We start from the raw sequence: 17,522 nt of genomic DNA, 5'->3' as shown, positions 1-17,522 counted from the left end.
CTGCGCCCCTGTCGAAACCGTCCAATGTCGAGCTTCTTGACATTATTTAAGCGACACTGCCGGCATTTGCGCAGTAACTTCTATGGAGGGTATTACAGCTGACTGAGTGCGTTAACCTTGGGATGTGCTCGAAAAAATCTCCATACGTATCGTTAACGAAGTAGACAACGTTAACCGTATCGTCTATGACATTACTTCGAAGCCGCCTGCTACAAATGAGTGTGAAAAATACTCTCTTTTATCTGCGTTGTTTAGCAAATAGAAGGGAGTATTTTTTTATGACCAAAATTAAAGAGATTATTGAAAATTTCAGGTTGAACCATGAAGTTATGGGCATTGAAAAGAAGGATATTAATCTTTTTTTTCTACTATATAAGACATACACATGAGCGTTAGCACGTCGGAAAGTTAAAAAACTCAGAGCAAATGAGAGGAAACTTAAGTAATCCTTTGATCAATGCTGAAAACGAAGTGCAATGTCTACTATAAAGGGGGACCGTTATAACACGAATGAGCAAAAATTTAAGCAATATAATAATATGAAAATTACCAATTTATAGTATGATGGAGAGGTGAGAAGTGATTAAAAAATGATTCAATTTGGGTATAACGAACAAGATTATATATATATGAATGGTGGGGAAAATCTTTGTTATCATGGATTTTAATATTTATATCCATTGTCTTTTATGTGTTAGGTTTTATTTTTAACCAAAAACATGAGCAAGTTAATTCAAGATCATCTCTTCATATTCGGTGGTGGTTATCTTCTGGCACCATATTTTCATTGTTATTTTGCATTATTGTAATTGTAGGTTGCTTACAAAATCATGTCTTTTTGATACCTAATCATTTTTTATATTAAAATATTTCATTTTAAGTTTGGTCTTATCTTCTTTGTTCTTATTGTTTTCATTTAAATTTAGATGAATGCACGACTTTATTAAGGGTAGTTGATAATACTGGATTCATTATTATCATTAGCTTTTACAGGCTTGGTCACTGTCCAACTTAGCGTATCCGTTCCAGCTCAAGCGATGATTATATTGAAAATGTACAATTTGGGCATGACTTTAATAAAGGACGTTTGTACACAAAAGTCCATTGAATTAATCACTTCCGGTATTTATGATAAGCAAGGTAAACAAATGAGAATAAGTATCAGTTGAGGGAGTGGAAAGGTTATGTCTTATAGTAAAAAGGGCTGGTCCCTATTTTGCACGATTATTGTGCTTGTCTTGGTGCTTGCAGCATGCGGCGGGGGAGAGGCAAAGGAAGAAGCGGGTGCGGTACAAACAGAGCAAGCATCGGCATCGCCTGAAATCCAATCCACGGATACGCGTATCGTTGAGCATGTCCTTGGCAAAATTGAAATACCAGCACAGCCTCAGAACGTTATTGGACTATTTGTCGAAGATGAAATGAGCGCGCTTGGCGTCAAACCCATTATGCAATATTCAAGCGGAGCCTATTATCAGACCTATCTGGAGGACTACTTAAAAGATGTACCGAAGCTGGACACTGCCGCTTTTAATTTTGAGGCGATAATGGCTGCGCAGCCGGATCTCATTATTCTCGGCTTCCAGGGCTGGGCAGAGGAAGGCACCTATGAAAAATTGTCAAAAATTGCTCCTACCTATGTATTTACCGGCAGTGAAATTCAATACCCGCAGAACTGGAAAAAGAACCTGCTTATTGTAGCTGATTTGCTCGGAAAGACAGAACAGGCGGAAGTCGTTATTAATAAGCGCGAAGCGGAAACGAAGCTGGCCAAAGAGCAATTGCAGGTTGCAGCTAAAGGAAAAACAGCGGCGATGATTCGTATCCATGCCAGTAAAGAACTGAGATTATATGGAGGCCCAGGAGGTCAAGTAGGGACGGCATTGTATGGTGATTTTGGGCTGGAGCCTGCTCCGATTATACGCAAGCTGGCATGGGGAGAGGATATGGATATTCAAACCATATCCATGGAGATTATTCCACAAATCGATGCGGATTATATTTTCCTCGCGGTAGACGAAGGTAGAGAGAATCAGGCTGAGGAGCTTAAAGAAAGCAGCATGTGGAAGAACATTCCTGCCGTCCAACAAGGCCATGTCTTTGAAGTTCGCGGCGATGTATGGATCACGAACGGTCCACTTGCTTACGAAAAAAAGCTGGAAAACGTCATGACTGCGATTATTCCTAATAAATAACAAAGAAGAAGCTAGTGGACCTCATGGGTTGACTGGCTTCTTCTTTTTCAATTAAAATGATGATAATAATTCTCAATAGATGCAGGAGGAGTCCATGACTCGATGAATAGCAGCGTTTCAAATAGGAATTACCAACCGGCTCCTTTTCATTCATATTTTTTTAGGTTGCTTGATATTGTATCAGTAAAAAACAACAGTATTCTCCAAACACCCTCTGTAGTCAGTTTGAGCTACAGGCTGATAGTTATATCTAGCGGCTCAGGCTGCTTATATATAAACGACAATCGTTATGACGTTACCGTTGGAAGCGGTTATGCGATAGCGCCTGATGCCAAACTTGTTATCGCATCAACCGGAGAAGCGGAGAAGGACATGCATTATATGTGCATGACCTTTGACATCATTGAGGCTCAGCCTAACAGCGACCGGCCGCTTCAGTTTTTAAATCGCGAAATCATGATGGAGTCTTTCGATCGTACGCTTGGCGTAATGCGTAAGTTGATGACCATAAAAAATCCTGAAAGCGAGGAAGATCAGCTTCATTATTATTTTCGTTTCCAGAAGCTGATGCATGCATTGCTGAAGCAAAATACGGCTGTATCTGAAACGATTACCTCCATGCAAGCTGTGGAACGGACCGTTTCTTTTTTAAATGACCATTATAATGAAGAAATAAGCACGCAACAGCTAGCTGAGCGGACCGGGATCGGCGTCAAGCAATACAATGTTTTATTTAAAAAAATGACAGGCTTAACGCCTCACGAATATATATCCGCGCTGCGCATACGCAAGGCCAAGGAACTGCTGCTTGTTTCCAGACAGTCGCTTGCTGAAATTGCAGAGCAAGTTGGGTACCGCGACAGCTATTATTTTAACCGCCGTTTTAAACAGATAGCAGGCGTACCGCCGCGAGTATATGTAAACACGCGGCAGTATAAAATTATGTCCATGAGTTATGTATGTACGCTACTGGCGCTTGGCATCAAACCGATAGGTGCGCCTGCCTATCATTTGGGTTATTATGCTCAACGGTTAGGCGAAAACATTACGAGTATCGGGGATAAATTCACTCTTTACTATGACAGAATGAATGCGCTAAAACCTGATCTCATTATTAGTTGCGACACATTAGAGCATGAAATACAGCAACAGTTGGAGCGCATAGCTCCGATTGCAACGATACCATGGATGGGACTGCATGCGACGGAACATTTGCAAGCAATCGGGGATTTACTTGGGATGGGGAAGCAAGCACAGAGCTGGGTTGACGGCTACGAGTTGCAGCGAGAGGTGGCGCATCGGCGGATCAAGCCCTATATCAATACAAATGAGACCGTTGGCCTTATCTTGATAGAAGGGAAAGAGATATTTGTGCTAGGGGACCGCAATGTGGGGGAGGTCATGTATCGTTCGTTCGGTTTACAGCCGCCTGCGCTTGTACAAAATTTGCTAGTGGAACATCCTAACCAGTATGGTAGGAAGGTAACGGTCGAGCAGCTCCGTCAATATGAAGCTGATCGGTTATTTATTATTGTATATGGGGCGGAAGCTGCCTTAACGTATCAGCAATTGCAGAAAAACCCAGTATGGAGGCAATTGGCAGCTGTACGTCAAGGCAAGGTGCAAAACATGGATCCTGAAAAATGGATTTTTTATGATGTACTATCGCTTTCCGGACAATTGGATGAAGGGATCAACCTATATTTCGAACAATGAAACGAATAGAAGCGTATTCTATGAAAAATAAGGCACGGTCAATTGGGTTGAACAAGCGATTGTATATGGTACAAGGCTCGTAGTACAAACTGGTTTAATTTTGAAAAAGAGTGGGAATAGGCAATGATTTCAAAAAAACTGCGGCAACGTTTCTTCGGTGCCGCAGTTTTTTTGGCATTCTTTTGTAATGTATATGTGGTTTGTAAGACCAACCTTTGTTCTAGGCATAGATCCCATCCGATGCCGCAGAGCTTTTTTTCGAAGAGGAGAGCAGCCACAGCAATTGAGCAAGAAGAATCGTCAGCACGAGATAGTCATAGAGGTGTGTGCTCGGCGTATTGCCGGTAAAGTTCAGGAAGTTATGCAAGCCGTGGAACAGAATGGTTAGAAAAATAGCACGGTTCCGCACGACCAGCATCGTCAGAACAAATCCGAGAATAAACGCGTACACGATTTGCAAAATGGTGTCCTCTAGGGACTGGCCGCTAAGTGCCTGCAAGGCATGTGTGATGCCGAACAAAGCGCTGGACACCACAATGGCAAAAGCTTTCCCTTTTGGCATAAGAATCCGCAGGATTATTCCCCGGAATAATGTTTCTTCCACAAAACCGACCAAGAAAATTTGAGAAAGCAGCAAATAAGCAAAAAAGGAGAAGGACTCAGGCTGAAAGCCCTTGTTGCCGATAACCAAAACGATCAAGACCAGAAGCAGAGGCAGGTACTCGAGCCATTGCCGCTTCGTTAGTTTGGAGAGGCTGCTGAAATAGAAGATGCTCCAACGTTTTTTGACCGAAAGGTAGATGAGCAGGAACAAGGCAATCGGGATAAATCCGAGAAATGGCGCAAGCGGATGGGTCAGCTCGGCAATCGATACATAAGCGCTGCCTCCAGCGACAAAAATCATGAGCATCAACTCGATCAGGATAATTGTGATTAGCGGTCTTTTTACGGTAAAGCTGTCTGGTTTAATCATTTATAGTTCCTCTTTTTCGATTATTTTTTTTAGCCATTCGTTTTCCATTTTGAAAAAATCCAATCCGTAATGCATGACGGATACGCGGTAGTAGTATTGGTCCTTATCTTCGAGCTGCTCGAGCTCCTTGGAAACGATGCCCTGCACAACTTCCATTTGGGCAATATGGCGTGCGATGTTTTGCTGATATGCCATTAAATTTTGTTTTTTGGCTGGTTCATCCAAATAATCGTAAAAAAATATTTTGATGAGATATTCCCGTTTATTAGCTTGAAGCGGCTCGCGAAGCCATTGCATGAAATGGGCGCGGCCTCGGTCGGTGATGCTGTATATTTTTTTGTTCTTGCTGTCGTTGGTTTCCTCTTCAGTTACGAAGGCGCTTTGCACGAGCCGCTTCAGCGCGGGATACAGGCTGCCATAGCTCATTTTGTAGAAAATGCCCACCGATTGCTCGGTAATTTTTTTGATATCGTAACCACTCATCTTTCCTTGCATCAACATGCCTAATGTAACGAGCTCAATCATATAAAATCTCCTTATGTATCAAGTTGATATATCTATTTGATATATTTAATGTATTGGATTTGGAATGTTATGTCAAGAGGTAAATGCGATAGCGTTCCACCAGTGACATTAGCAAAAAGTGACATTAGCAAAATAAAAAAATGCCTTCCCGTCAGCATAGCGGCTGCAACGGAAGGGCTTTTGGGTTTCGTTAGAAAGGCATCTTAACTAGAGGGGAAATCATCGGATACGAAGCACATGCTGAAAGCTCATCGCTCTTTTCTTCTATCTTGCAGCTGTATGCTGAATCCCAGCATCAACGCCTCGAAGGCGTGATCGAAAGTGATGGATAGACGTCCCATGATTGATTCAACGCTCTCCTCCGAGTTGGAATACGTCCCTACGATGCCGCGCAGCATATAGAAATAAATTCTTGAACAGTTGAGCAACTGCTCTCCCTCAGAAAGATTCAATTGTGTTCCCAGCAACTGAACAATGATGTTGAACATTTGATTGAGCAGCCGATGGAACGGTAGCTCAGCTTCTTCCTCATCGTTTAGAACGGATTTAGCTTCGAAGATGATGGAGTACATACTCTTGTAATGCAAACAAAACTGGATGAATTGTGCGTTTAAGCGCAGCAGCTTATCATCAGTGGATAAGAAGGCATCCGCTACAAGCACGTCAAGCTTGGCTTTGAGCTGCTGCAGAGGCTCCATAGACAAAGCGTGAAGCAATGCTTCTTTATCCTGGAAATAGATATAGATCGTCGTATGGGAGCAGCCGGCCTCCTTGGCAATTTCTCTAATTGTTACAGCTTCGTAGCCTCGTTCTTGGAACAGCTTCTCTGCCGCGGCAATAATTGAACGTTTTGTTTCCTCGGACCGCATTTCTTTTTTTGTAACGATGGGGACTCCTCCTTATAGAATATAACCAATGGTTAGTAACTATTGGCTAAACATTAGCGCGGATCTACAGATATTGTCAATGAACACAGCTCTGCTATAATTTGAGGAGATATATCTACGCATACGAAGCTAAGTTTGCATTCGCAAACTTAAGAATACGCTTACGAAGTCAAGTTTGCATTCGCAAACTTTTGAGGAGGTCACCATGAAGCTGCATCCTTCCATTAGCAAAGATGAAATCGTGCTGCCGCAGGCTTTTCCTATGGTGATATCAGAGTCGAAGGGGGTAACGCCTACCTTTCAGAGACTGCACTGGCATACGGCGCTCGAAATTAACTATATTCAAAAAGGCAGCGGCTACTATTTAATCAATGGGAACCGTTATGAATTTCAGCAAGGCGATTTGGTACTTATCCATTCCAATGATTTACACCGTGCCTTCGAAGCAGAGGAGCTGGTGATGAGCATCGTTATGTTCGATCCGGGCTTTCTGGCTTTGGAGCAGCGCTACGCACCGGAACTGCTGCTCCCTTTCCGTGAAACGGGTAATCGCTTTGATAATGTACTTGACCGAGATAATCCGATGCATGGGTGCGTTGTGAGCATGCTATCAGGCATGGAGGAGGAGTACGCACGCAAGGAACCCTATTTCGAGGTTGTTGTGAGAGCTCAGCTTATTCAATTTCTGGCACTCGTTAACCGTTACTTTTCTAAGAACGATACGATTAAAGCTCAACACGCGAGAGGCATGGACGTCATTCGTGCTGTTCTGCACCAAATGGAGGAAGATATCTCGTACCCTTGGACGTTAGGAGAGCTAGCCGAAGGCGCTCATTTAAGCTCGTCCAGGTTCAGCTCATTATTTACACAGGTGGTGGGCACCTCGCCTATGGACTATTTAATCCAGCTTAGGCTGTCGCAGGCAGCCCATCTCTTGGAAGCTACGGATAAAAAGATTATAGAAGTGGCGGAAGAATGCGGCTTTCGCAACTTGTCTAATTTCAATCGGTTGTTCAAGCAGCATGTAGGCAAGCTGCCCTCGGAGCTCAGAACTTAAAAAACAGTAAGATAGTATCAGAACATCGTTCTTTTTCATTAGAAGAACGATGTTTTTTATTTTATGATTAGCATATGGATCATTTGATTAAGGAGCGTGAGCGACATTATTTTTCTTGGTATAGATGCAGGAGGCAGCAAGACGCATGCTTTGCTTGTCGATGAGGCAGGACATGTGCTGGGCCGGGGGCAAAGCGGCAACGGCAATCACCAGACCGCTTTTGAGAAAGCAAAACCTAATATAGATGAAGCATGTCAGCAAGCGGTGCATGAGGCGGGAGTTACGAAGGAACAAGTTGATTTTGCTTATTTTGGGCTGGCCGGAGCGGACCGTGAACCTGATTATGCGATATTGCGACCGATGATTGCATCGCTTGATTACCCGAAGCATGCCATTGCATGCGATACGATGATCGGTATGCGCGCAGGGACGAATCAGTCCTTTGGCGCGGTTATCATCAGTGGAACAGGCTTTAATGCGGCGGCTCGAAGCCGCGAGGGAAAAGAGCTGCAGTACGGCGGTTTTGGTTATTTGTTCGGAGACGGAAGGGGTTCAGGAAGTGATTTGGCGGTTCATGCTTTTCGCAGCGCGGTTCGGGCATGGGAAGGTCGCGAACAGGCGACGATGCTAAGCGAGCTAGTTCCTCAGCGTCTTGGTTATATGACCATTCAAGAGATGTATGACGATACGCTGGACAATGGCAAGCAACTTCCGAAAGACCTCGGGAAGGTGATGTTTGAGGCAGCCGGGCAGGGGGATGCGGTAGCGATCCGTATTTTGCAGGAGGCTGGCCGTGAACATGCCAATTCGGCAAATGCTCTGATTAAGCGTTTAGGCATGGAGCAGGAACGATTTGATGTCGTGCTGACAGGCAGTGTTCTCGCGCGCGGCAGCTCTCCCCATATGATTGAGGCCATCCGCGAAGAGCTGCTCACGGTTGCACCGTATGCGAGAACAGTAAAGCTGACGGTTGATCCGGTTGTCGGCGCGGTCATGAGTGCCATGGATAGCAGCGGTCTGACGATCAGCGATGCCGTAGACGCGACTTTGAGAAAAATAACATTTTAACTATGGGAGGTTAAGCATATGTCCAAAAAAACATTGAAGGTAGCTGTCATTGGCGGCGGTTCCTCCTACACGCCTGAAATCGTAGAGGGTTTCATAAAAAAATACGATGAAATGCCGATTCGTGAGCTGTGGCTCGTGGATATTGAAGCGGGACGACACAAGCTTGCCATCGTAGGCGAGCTAGCGAGGCGGATGGTTGAGAAAGCAGGGGTTCCGATTGAAGTGAAGTTGACGCTTGACCGCCGAGAAGCGATTGTAGGAGCTGATTTCGTTACTACGCAAATGCGGGTGGGCTTGCTTGAAGCGCGCCGCCGTGACGAGCATATCCCGATTTCCCATGGCGTGATCGGTCAGGAAACCACAGGACCGGGCGGCATGTTCAAGGCGCTGCGCACGGTACCCGTTATTTTGGACATCTGCAAAGATATTGAAGAGCTCGCTCCGGATGCGTGGATGCTTAATTTTACGAACCCTGCGGGCATTGTCACGGAAGCGGTTCAGAAGCATAGCCGTGTCAAAACTGTAGGCCTCTGCAACTCGCCGATTAACTTTCAGAAGTTTCTCGCCAAGGAATATGGCGTAAGCGAGAGCGAAGTTTTGCCGGAATTTGTTGGCATTAATCATTTGCACTGGGTGACGGCAGCGTATGTCAACGGTGAAGACAAGCTGCAGGAAATGATAGGCGGGGGCCGCGATTATTCAGCTACGAACGTAACGGCGTTTGACTGGGATGCCGATTTTCTGAGCTCGCTCGGTGCGCTTCCTACGTATTATCTTCGTTATTTCTATATGACCGATGCGATGCTTGCGGATATGAAGGAGTCGCTTGAGAAGAACGGCACGCGCGCGGAGGTGGTCAGCCGCGTAGAAGAGGAGCTGTTCGAGCTTTACAAGGACGTGAACTTGAACGAGAAGCCCAAACAGCTTGAGAAGCGCGGAGGCGCGTATTACTCTGAGGCGGCGGTAAATCTCATGCACGCACTGTATACGGATAAACGCGACATTCAGACATTGAACGTAAGAAACGGCAAAATTCTTCCATTCCTTCCAGAGGACGCGAGCATAGAGGTGAACTGCGTCGTTGCAGCCCAGGGACCGATTCCTCTTCCGTTGCAGCGTGTTCCTGAGCAAATCAAAGGACTTATGCATGCGGTTAAGACCTACGAATCGCTTACGATTGAAGCAGCGATCACTGGTAACCGGGGCATTGCGCTGCAGGCGCTCGTCCATCATCCGCTCGTGCCGAGCGTAGCGGTTGCGAAGCTTCTTCTTGAAGAGATGCTGGAGGCGAATAAAGAATATTTGCCTAATTTCTTCAAAAAAGAAACGCTATAATTTACATTCGTTATCGTTATAGACATACAAAAGGGCGGGAGCGCAGCTCCCGTCCTTTTTTGGTGTGAAAGCAGGTTTGAACTTTGAAAAATGAAACAAAAATATAAAAAATTTGACATTGACTTTAAGGTCAAACGATTATATGATAGCTAATGTTCTTGATCATGATAATCATTATCATCGTGAAGAAAATCTTTATCATTTCTATTTATGAAGCTTGGGTTTACAAAAATAGGGGGTAAGTGAAAATGAAAAAACGGTTAATGAGCTTAATTATGGTTATTGTCGTGATGCTGGTAGCTGCGGGCTGCGGCGCGAATAATACGGCTAATAACTCGGCTGGCAGCGAGACAGCTGGCAACGAGGCTGCGACGAATGCTCCAAGCGCAGACACGACTGGCCCGATTGTCATCAAAGATGCCAAAGGAGAAGTCACGCTAGAGAAGCCTGCACAAAAAGTCGTTGTGCTCGAGTGGACATTCACGGAGGACGTGATTGCGCTTGGCGTGCAGCCAGTGGGCAATGCGGACAATGAGGGCTATAAGGTATGGGTTACAGGAGAAGCTCCGCTTGACGCAGGCGTGACGGATGTTGGTTTCCGCCACGAGCCTAACCTTGAGACAATCGCATCATTGAAGCCTGACTTGATTATTGCGAATACAGACAGCCATGAAGCGATTTACGAACAATTGAAAGGCATTGCTCCAACTGTGATATTCGGCCTTTATCCGCCTGAAGGCCAAGGCGACCAATACACCGAGATGGTTAATATGTTCAAATCGATTGCGGCAGCGGTAGGCAAAACAGCGGAAGGCGATAAAGTGCTTGCCGATCTTGACCAGCATTATGCAGATGCGAAAACGAAGCTGGCTGCAGCTGGCAAAGAAGGCTTGAACTATGTACTGACGCAAGCGTTCAGCTATCAGAATGCAGCAACCATGCGGTTGTTCACGGATAACTCGCTGGCAGTACAAACGCTGGACCGCATTGGCCTTAAAAACGATTGGAAACCGAAAAACTTTGAAATGTATGGCTTTAGCACATCGACTGTGGAAGCTTTGCCGGCTGTACAAGATACGAATTTGCTCTATATCGTTCAGAAGGACGATGACATTTTCTCAGGTACGTTGAAAGACAATTCCGTATGGAATGGCCTTAACTTCGTAAAAGAAAAACGCACGTTTGCGCTGGACAGCGCAACTTGGGTATTCGGCGGTCCGATTTCCTCCAAAGTGATCGTTGATCAAGTCGTAACCGCATTGACGAAATGAGTGAGCTAATGAGCACACCTAAAAATGAAGCCTCAAAAGGCATGATCGGACGAATTATCGGCATATTTGGGGGCGGCCTTGCCGCCCTTTTCGTTCTGTCTATCCTTAGTCTGTGCTTCGGGGAAGCCAAGATTCCGTTTGCAACCGTGTTTGACGGCTTGCTGCACCGCACCGACATCATGGAGCATAATCTGCTCTGGGATATTCGTATGCCGCGTACCGTCATCGGCATCATTGCTGGTGCTGCGCTTGCGGCGGCAGGGGCGCTGCTGCAGACGATAACGAGAAATCCACTTGCGGCGTCTGACACGCTCGGCATTAACGCTGGCGCGTACTTTATGGTCGTATTCGGGATCGTCGCTTTTCCCGCGCTGCAGCATGAGGCCCCGTTTGTCCTAGCCGCTGCTGGTGGTTTCCTGGCTGCGCTAGCTGCCTATTTCCTAGGAGGCGGGCGAGGAGCAACGCCGGTCAGACTAGCGTTGTCGGGCATGATCGTTTCGATGGTACTTGGCGCATTCACTTCGGCCATTCATATTTTTAAAGCAACAGAGACGCAATCGTTATTTCTATGGGGAGGAGGCACGCTGATTCAGCTCGATTGGAGCGGTGTCGAGTTTGCCTGGCCGTTCGTGGCGGTGATGCTCGCCGTTGCGATTTTCGCCGGTCGCCAATTCGATGCGCTGGAGTTGGACGAATCGACTGCTCGCTCACTGGGACAGCGTGTGGGCTTAACCCGCGCGGGCGGACTTGTGCTTTCGGTGTTTTTAGCCGCAATCGTTGTGAGCGTTGTCGGGCCGATCGGCTTTGTCGGGCTTGTAGCTCCGCATCTCGTCAGGCTATCGGGTATTCGCAAGCACCGCCTGCTTATTCCGGCGAGTGCGATTTGGGGCGCGCTGCTCATAACGGCTGCGGATTTGCTTGCTCGAATGGTGAGAAGCAACCTCGGCGAGATGCCGGTTGGCGCAGTCATGGCGATAATTGGGGCACCATGGCTGATTTGGCTGGTACTCACCAAGATGAAAAACATTTCCTCTGGCTCGGGTCAGGCCTCCATGAGCATTGGAGGGGCGCCTCTACGGATGCGCTTCGCGCCAACGGCTATCGTAATGACGGTTTTGCTCGTCGCACTTGTTCTCGTCAGCCTTTCGCTCGGCGGCACACGCATTCCAATCATGGAATTGCTCCGAAGCGTTGTAGGCGCCGGAGACGATTCTTATTCCGTGCTCCTTAATCTACGACTTCCGCGAACGCTTGTTGCAGCAGGTGGAGGCATCGCGCTTGCGATCAGCGGCGTACTCATTCAAAGCGCGGTACGCAACCCGCTGGCTGATGCCTCGATTATTGGGGTTACCTCCGGGGCGGGCTTTGGCGCCTTAACCGTACTGGTCATTTGGCCGACACTGCCGATCTTTGCGCTGCCGATTGCTGCCATTGCTGGCGGAATTATTGCTGCCGCGTTTGTATTTTTTTTAGCTTGGCGCAAATCACTTAACCCATCGGTGCTTATTTTGCTGGGTATTGCGGTTTCCGCCATTGGCTCTGCGGGCATACAAGCGATGATAGTCAAAGCGAGCCTTTGGAGCAGCACGGCTTTCGTTTGGCTTACCGGCACGACCTACGGACGCGGTTGGAACCAGTTCAACAGCATTTTGTTATTCCTTCTTGTTCTCGTTCCAGCCGCTTATTATTTGGGCAGAAAATTTGACTTGCTCGCTTTCGGTGATGAAAGCTCAACCGGCCTAGGTTTGCCCGTGAGAGGTACACGGCTTTGGGCCATGATCGTAGGTGTGCTGCTTGCCGCTGGAGCGGTAGCGAGCGTGGGAACCATCGGTTTCCTCGGTCTTATGGCGCCGCATGCGGTTAGAATGATGGTCGGACACCATACAAGACGTTCGATTGTTTTGTCGGGCTTGCTTGGAGGAATGCTGCTGGTGCTTGCGGACACGATCGGCCGTACGGTAATGGCACCAAAGGAAATTCCGTCAGGGTTGATCATTATGCTGATCGGCGCGCCTTACTTCCTGCTTCTGATGTACCGCTCTCTCGTGAGAAAAAAGTGATCTAATACCAAATCTAAGTAAAAAGCGAATGATGAAGTTGTTTATTGCCATTAACGTTCGTAAAAGTTGTTGACAAATTGGACACATCTTCATTAGAATTGAAAACGGAAAACAACAACAGCATATTTTTTCGTATAATCTCAAGAATCGGCTTGGGAGTCTCTACTCGGTCACCGTAAATGATCAGGCTACGAAAATGGCGGAAAAGCTCGCATCGGTCCGGCGGTATACTTTTCCCCTTTTTGCAGAGCCTAGGAGAAATGCGATATTTGCATTTTTTCTAGGCTTCTTTGTTTGTTCCACCACAATTTTGGGAGGTTAGTAATCAAAATGGAACGTTTCTTTCGCTTAAAGGAACACGGAACAAATGTCAGAACAGAGATTATGGCGGGACTGACGACTTTCATGACGATGGCATACATACTGGCCGTCAATCCAATCATACTTACGCCAGCGGGTTTAGACTGGACAGCTGTCTTTCTGGCAACGGCGCTTGCCGCCGGTATTTTTACCATTGCAATGGGCTTATTCGTTAATTTCCCCGTTGCTCTAGCTCCAGGCATGGGGCTTAACGCTTATTTTGCTTCCGTCGTCATCGCGTCAGCTTCGACGGATACCCCGATATCGCCTGCGATGGGATTAACGGCAGTCTTTATTTCAGGAATTATCTTTATTATTTTGACGCTGACGCAAATTCGCCAAATGCTGATCACCGCTGTTCCAGACAGCTTGAAACATGCGATTACGGTTGGTATCGGTTTGTTCATTACCATTATTGGCTTGAAGAACAGCGGCATTATGACGATTGCCGTTTCAAGCTTCACCGACATTAAGGCTGGCGTGTTCACGCCGGTTAGCGGTTCCGAAACCGTTATCCAACTGGGCAGCTTCCACAATGAAACGGTTGTACTGACCGTTATTGCTTTGCTTCTGATCGGCGTGCTAATGGTGCTTCGCGTACCGGGCGCGATCTTGTTCGGGATTCTAGGCACAACGGTTGTAGCAATTCTTATTGGCCATGTAGACGTCAAAGAAGCATTCGGCGGCCAAACATGGGTACCTGATTTCACCAAAATGAACTTCTGGCACTTTGACTTTGCGGGCGTGTTCGAGGTTGGGCTCGTTACCGTCATCCTGACGTTTACGTTCGTAGAGATGTTCGATACATTCGGTACGCTGGTCGGTACGGCCAACCGTGCTGGTTATATGAAGGATGCGGAAAAAGGCAAGAAACGCGTCGGTAAAGCGATGTTTGTTGATGCCATCGGCGTCAGTGGCGGTGCGGTGCTTGGAACGAGTACGGTTACGGCCTTCGTCGAAAGCTCCGCCGGTATTGCACAGGGCGGACGTACAGGGCTTACAGCCGTAACAACGGGAATTTGCTTCCTGCTTGCAATCTTCTTGTCACCGATTGTTGTGCTCATTCCGGGCGCGGCAACGGCAGCAGCGCTTATTATCGTAGGCGTGCTGATGATGCAATCGGTGAAAGACATTGATTTCTCGGATATGGTTTACGCGATTCCGTCATTCCTGACGCTTGCGTTCATGCCGCTTACGTACAACATCGCGAACGGAATTTCGTTCGGTATCGTATCTTACGTGCTGCTTGCATCGGTTGCGAATGCGACAGGCAAAGGCAAATATAAGATCCACTGGCTCATGTGGATTCTGGCGGTTCTCATCATTGGCCGCTACGTGTTTATGGGCGGGGAATAAGCAAGAGGGAAGAAGCAGCGCTGGACCGGCGCTGCTTCTTTTTTTTGTAGTGGAGGAGGCTTGTAGAGAGTTGGATAACTTTAAGTGGGTTTACACTGCTGCTTTAATGTCATATATGGGATTGTTAGCTCGTTCACCGCGGTTCAGATTTGATATACTTTTGAGAAGAATTCCAAGGATTAGAGGAGGAACAATATGCTGCGCGTGGATTTGAATTGCGATATGGGCGAAGGCTTCGGGGTTTATCAGGCTAATGCAGATCGAGAGCTGATGAAATATATTACGTCGGCGAATATTGCCTGCGGATTCCATGCGGGCGATGCGGCAACGATTCGGAGAACGGTTAAGCTGGCATTAGGGCATGGGGTTGCCATTGGCGCACACCCGGGCTTGCAGGATCTTGCAGGCTTCGGCCGACGTGTAATGGCGATTTCTCCTGAGGAAGCTTATGAGCTGGTGGTCTACCAGATTGGAGCGGTTCATGCTTTTGCAAAATCAGAAGGCGGTAGGTTAGCGCATGTTAAGCCACATGGAGCTCTTTATAATATGGCTGCAAAGAACCGCTTGCTAGCAGAAGCCATCGCAGAGGCCATCTACCAAGTTGAGCCGCGGCTGCTGTTGTTTGGGCTTGCTGGCAGCGAGCTCATACAGGCTGGGCAGGCGATTGGACTGCATACCGTCAGTGAAGTGTTTGCAGACCGTTCTTATGAAGCCGATGGTTCGCTTACGCCACGTGGAACGGAGGGAGCTGTTATCGAGGATGAGACTCGCGCCTCGGCACAAGCCCTTGATTTGATAAAAAAAGGCGAGGTTCGTACGCGCCAAGGCAACCGGATTATTTTAAGAGCAGATTCGGTATGTGTTCATGGGGATACGCCTGGGGCAGCAGAGCATGTGAGGCTGCTTCGTGCATCCTTGGAAGCTGAGGGGATTGAAGTGAGGAGTGCAGGCGAATGAGTGGGAATCATGTGAGCGTTCGTCAGCGAATGGCATGCGAGCTGCTGCCGCTCGGTGATTCTGCGGTACTTATCCGTTTGGGTGACCGTATCGAGCTAGAAACCAATCAGAAAGTAATGAAGCTTAGTCAACGCTTGGAAGCTCAGCCTTTTGCGGGATGGATCGAGTGCGTTCCTGCTTTTGCATCGGTTGCCGTGCATTATGATCCGGTGCTCGTTATGAAGAGCCGCACTTGGGAGGAGGTCGTGCATGCCTCGCTGTTTGAGACGGTATGCTTTCGGTTAGAGCGTTATCTTAGCAGCGATCAGCTGCATTTAAACGAGCAAGCAAGTCGCACGGTTGAAATACCCGTCTGTTATGGCGGAGAGGAAGGGCCTGATCTCAGCTTTGTAGCCAGTCACAACGGGCTTACGGAAGAGGACGTGATTGCGATTCATTCTAGCGGCGATTACCGAGTCTATATGCTAGGTTTTGCGCCCGGCTTTCCCTATTTAGGCGGTATGTCGGAGCGCATTGCAGCGCCAAGGCATCAAACCCCGAGGACAACCATTCCTCAAGGAAGTGTTGGAATTGCAGGTAAACAGACGGGTGTATATCCGCTTGCTACGCCAGGGGGCTGGCAGCTGGTTGGCCGCACGCCGCTAGCTCTATTTCGGCCGCAGGACGAAATTCCAAGCTTGCTCAGAGCAGGCGATATGGTACGTTTTATTCCCATAAGAAGGAAGCAATACGAGCTTTATAAAGAAGGTGCGTTATGAGTATAACCGTTATTCGTTCCGGCATGCTCGCTACGATTCAGGATCTAGGCAGATATCGCTATCAAAAATACGGCGTGGTGCCTGGTGGAGCTATGGACACGGGTGCAGCGCGGGTCGCTAATTTTCTAGTGGGAAACGCCGGAGATGAGGCTGTACTGGAAGTAACGCTTGCGGGAGCGATGCTGCTGATTGAAGAGGATATGCTGCTTGCTATTTGCGGAGCAGATATGAAGGTAACTGCTTCTGGTGAACGGCTCCCTTTATGGCGTCCAGCGCTGGTGAAAGCCGGGACAACGATTCATTTCGAAGCTTGTCATTCGGGATGCCGCTCTTATTTGGCCGTTGCAGGCGGATTTGACGTGCCGAAGATCATGGGCAGCAGAAGCACATATTTGCGTGCTGCAATAGGAGGCTTCATGGGAAGGGGAGTTAAGGCTGGGGACCAACTGTCTGCGGGGGTGGCTAGTCCGCTGTCTATGCGAATGATGAAAGATTGGGAAAAGAAGAGATTCAGCAATGTAACGGTGCCGTCGTGGCATGCCAGCCACTTCGCGGTAGCCGATGAATTAGCGAAGCCCCTGATTCGCGCAATGCCGGGTACTGATTATGAACGCTTCATGGCTTCTAGCCAAGCGGCTTTGTTTAGCCAAACCTTCCGAATTGCGCCGCAATCCGACCGGATGGGCTATCGCCTGAATGGAGCTGAAACGTTGATGCTTGATGCTCCATTCGAGGTTCTCTCGGAAGCCGTAGCGAACGGAACCGTTCAAGTGCCATCGGACGGAAATCCGATTGTCTTGCTTGCCGATCGGCAGACAACGGGCGGTTACCCGCGTATCGCCCAGGTGGCAACGGTTGATCTTCCGGTATTTGCCCAGTTAAAGCCAGGCGACCGATTTCGATTCGAGGCCATCACGCAGCAGCAGGCGGAGCGGCTTTATCTAGACAGCGAACGCGATATGGCGATATTAAAGGCTGCTATTGCGTTGAAATTTAACTAGGCA

The 17,522-nt window shown here is 47.7% G+C and carries 14 protein-coding genes, 1 pseudogene and 1 riboswitch; of the genes and pseudogenes, 12 read left to right on the top strand and 3 right to left on the bottom strand.

Annotated elements, in window-relative coordinates:
• Window positions 1-49: 49 nt before the first annotated feature.
• The 3 genes and pseudogenes from E0496_RS33850 to E0496_RS33840 all read left to right on the top strand — a co-directional run.
• A pseudogene (locus E0496_RS33850) lies at window positions 50-262 on the top strand (GMP synthase (glutamine-hydrolyzing)); the annotation flags it as partial.
• Window positions 263-1,184: 922 nt separating this feature from the next.
• The gene (locus tag E0496_RS33845; protein WP_141506315.1) at window positions 1,185-2,195 is read left to right on the top strand and encodes an ABC transporter substrate-binding protein; all 1,011 of its coding nucleotides are present in this window, start codon (window positions 1,185-1,187) and stop codon (window positions 2,193-2,195) included.
• Window positions 2,196-2,420: 225 nt separating this feature from the next.
• Window positions 2,421-3,911 carry a helix-turn-helix domain-containing protein gene (locus E0496_RS33840; protein WP_161601668.1) on the top strand — a complete coding sequence of 497 codons (1,491 nt, stop codon included), beginning with the start codon at window positions 2,421-2,423 and terminating at the stop codon, window positions 3,909-3,911.
• A 220-nt stretch (window positions 3,912-4,131) separates the two neighbouring features.
• Here E0496_RS33840 and E0496_RS33835 read toward each other — a convergent pair whose 3' ends face one another.
• The 3 genes from E0496_RS33835 to E0496_RS33825 all read right to left on the bottom strand — a co-directional run bounded on the left by E0496_RS33835 (window position 4,132) and on the right by E0496_RS33825 (window position 6,278).
• Window positions 4,132-4,884, bottom strand: a complete 753-nt coding sequence (locus E0496_RS33835; protein WP_141506313.1) for a CPBP family intramembrane glutamic endopeptidase — start codon at window positions 4,882-4,884, stop codon at window positions 4,132-4,134.
• Window positions 4,885-5,409, bottom strand: coding sequence for a PadR family transcriptional regulator (locus E0496_RS33830; RefSeq protein WP_141506312.1), 525 nt, complete (start codon window positions 5,407-5,409; stop codon window positions 4,885-4,887).
• A 248-nt stretch (window positions 5,410-5,657) separates the two neighbouring features.
• On the bottom strand, window positions 5,658-6,278 hold the full coding sequence (locus E0496_RS33825) for a TetR/AcrR family transcriptional regulator (RefSeq protein ID WP_241675081.1): 621 nt from the start codon (window positions 6,276-6,278) through the stop codon (window positions 5,658-5,660).
• Between the two features lie 223 nt (window positions 6,279-6,501).
• Here E0496_RS33825 and E0496_RS33820 point away from each other — a divergent pair, with 223 nt between their 5' ends.
• The 9 genes from E0496_RS33820 to E0496_RS33780 all read left to right on the top strand — a co-directional run bounded on the left by E0496_RS33820 (window position 6,502) and on the right by E0496_RS33780 (window position 17,519).
• Window positions 6,502-7,353 carry an AraC family transcriptional regulator gene (locus tag E0496_RS33820; RefSeq protein ID WP_141506310.1) on the top strand — a complete coding sequence of 284 codons (852 nt, stop codon included), beginning with the start codon at window positions 6,502-6,504 and terminating at the stop codon, window positions 7,351-7,353.
• Between the two features lie 96 nt (window positions 7,354-7,449).
• Window positions 7,450-8,421 (top strand): N-acetylglucosamine kinase, encoded by a 972-nt coding sequence (locus tag E0496_RS33815; protein ID WP_241675080.1) that lies wholly within the window; start codon window positions 7,450-7,452, stop codon window positions 8,419-8,421.
• Window positions 8,422-8,439: 18 nt separating this feature from the next.
• Window positions 8,440-9,756 carry a 6-phospho-beta-glucosidase gene (locus E0496_RS33810; protein WP_141506309.1) on the top strand — a complete coding sequence of 439 codons (1,317 nt, stop codon included), beginning with the start codon at window positions 8,440-8,442 and terminating at the stop codon, window positions 9,754-9,756.
• Between the two features lie 248 nt (window positions 9,757-10,004).
• The gene (locus E0496_RS33805; RefSeq protein WP_141506308.1) at window positions 10,005-11,027 is read left to right on the top strand and encodes an ABC transporter substrate-binding protein; all 1,023 of its coding nucleotides are present in this window, start codon (window positions 10,005-10,007) and stop codon (window positions 11,025-11,027) included.
• An 8-nt stretch (window positions 11,028-11,035) separates the two neighbouring features.
• On the top strand, window positions 11,036-13,087 hold the full coding sequence (locus tag E0496_RS33800) for an iron ABC transporter permease (protein WP_141506307.1): 2,052 nt from the start codon (window positions 11,036-11,038) through the stop codon (window positions 13,085-13,087).
• A gap of 110 nt (window positions 13,088-13,197) precedes the next feature.
• A riboswitch (purine riboswitch) is annotated at window positions 13,198-13,298 on the top strand.
• Window positions 13,299-13,417: 119 nt separating this feature from the next.
• Window positions 13,418-14,803 carry an NCS2 family permease gene (locus E0496_RS33795; RefSeq protein ID WP_141506306.1) on the top strand — a complete coding sequence of 462 codons (1,386 nt, stop codon included), beginning with the start codon at window positions 13,418-13,420 and terminating at the stop codon, window positions 14,801-14,803.
• 195 nt (window positions 14,804-14,998) lie between these two features.
• On the top strand, window positions 14,999-15,760 hold the full coding sequence (locus tag E0496_RS33790; RefSeq protein ID WP_141506305.1) for a LamB/YcsF family protein: 762 nt from the start codon (window positions 14,999-15,001) through the stop codon (window positions 15,758-15,760).
• Window positions 15,757-16,518, top strand: coding sequence for a 5-oxoprolinase subunit PxpB (gene pxpB / locus E0496_RS33785; protein ID WP_241675079.1), 762 nt, complete (start codon window positions 15,757-15,759; stop codon window positions 16,516-16,518). The genes E0496_RS33790 and pxpB overlap by 4 nt, the downstream gene beginning before the upstream one ends.
• Window positions 16,515-17,519, top strand: a complete 1,005-nt coding sequence (locus E0496_RS33780; RefSeq protein ID WP_141506304.1) for a 5-oxoprolinase subunit C family protein — start codon at window positions 16,515-16,517, stop codon at window positions 17,517-17,519. The genes pxpB and E0496_RS33780 overlap by 4 nt, the downstream gene beginning before the upstream one ends.
• The last annotated feature ends 3 nt before the right edge of the window (window positions 17,520-17,522 follow it).

This window comes from Paenibacillus luteus, assembly GCF_006542765.1.
Lineage (GTDB): Bacteria > Bacillota > Bacilli > Paenibacillales > Paenibacillaceae > Pristimantibacillus > Pristimantibacillus luteus.
The sequence above is the reverse complement of the archived record's forward strand: the minus strand, read 5'-3'. Positions and strand labels throughout refer to the sequence as shown.

Excerpts from the sequence above, each read along its gene's own strand:
- E0496_RS33845 (WP_141506315.1), top strand. The coding sequence starts at position 1,185 with ATGTCTTATAGTAAAAAGGGCTGGTCCCTATTTTGCACGATTATTGTG.
- E0496_RS33835 (WP_141506313.1), bottom strand. The coding sequence starts at position 4,884 with ATGATTAAACCAGACAGCTTTACCGTAAAAAGACCGCTAATCACAATT.
- E0496_RS33830 (WP_141506312.1), bottom strand. The coding sequence starts at position 5,409 with ATGATTGAGCTCGTTACATTAGGCATGTTGATGCAAGGAAAGATGAGT.
- E0496_RS33825 (WP_241675081.1), bottom strand. The coding sequence starts at position 6,278 with ATGCGGTCCGAGGAAACAAAACGTTCAATTATTGCCGCGGCAGAGAAG.
- E0496_RS33820 (WP_141506310.1), top strand. The coding sequence starts at position 6,502 with ATGAAGCTGCATCCTTCCATTAGCAAAGATGAAATCGTGCTGCCGCAG.
- E0496_RS33810 (WP_141506309.1), top strand. The coding sequence starts at position 8,440 with ATGTCCAAAAAAACATTGAAGGTAGCTGTCATTGGCGGCGGTTCCTCC.
- E0496_RS33805 (WP_141506308.1), top strand. The coding sequence starts at position 10,005 with ATGAAAAAACGGTTAATGAGCTTAATTATGGTTATTGTCGTGATGCTG.
- E0496_RS33800 (WP_141506307.1), top strand. The coding sequence starts at position 11,036 with ATGAGCACACCTAAAAATGAAGCCTCAAAAGGCATGATCGGACGAATT.
- E0496_RS33795 (WP_141506306.1), top strand. The coding sequence starts at position 13,418 with ATGGAACGTTTCTTTCGCTTAAAGGAACACGGAACAAATGTCAGAACA.
- E0496_RS33790 (WP_141506305.1), top strand. The coding sequence starts at position 14,999 with ATGCTGCGCGTGGATTTGAATTGCGATATGGGCGAAGGCTTCGGGGTT.
- pxpB (WP_241675079.1), top strand. The coding sequence starts at position 15,757 with ATGAGTGGGAATCATGTGAGCGTTCGTCAGCGAATGGCATGCGAGCTG.
- E0496_RS33780 (WP_141506304.1), top strand. The coding sequence starts at position 16,515 with ATGAGTATAACCGTTATTCGTTCCGGCATGCTCGCTACGATTCAGGAT.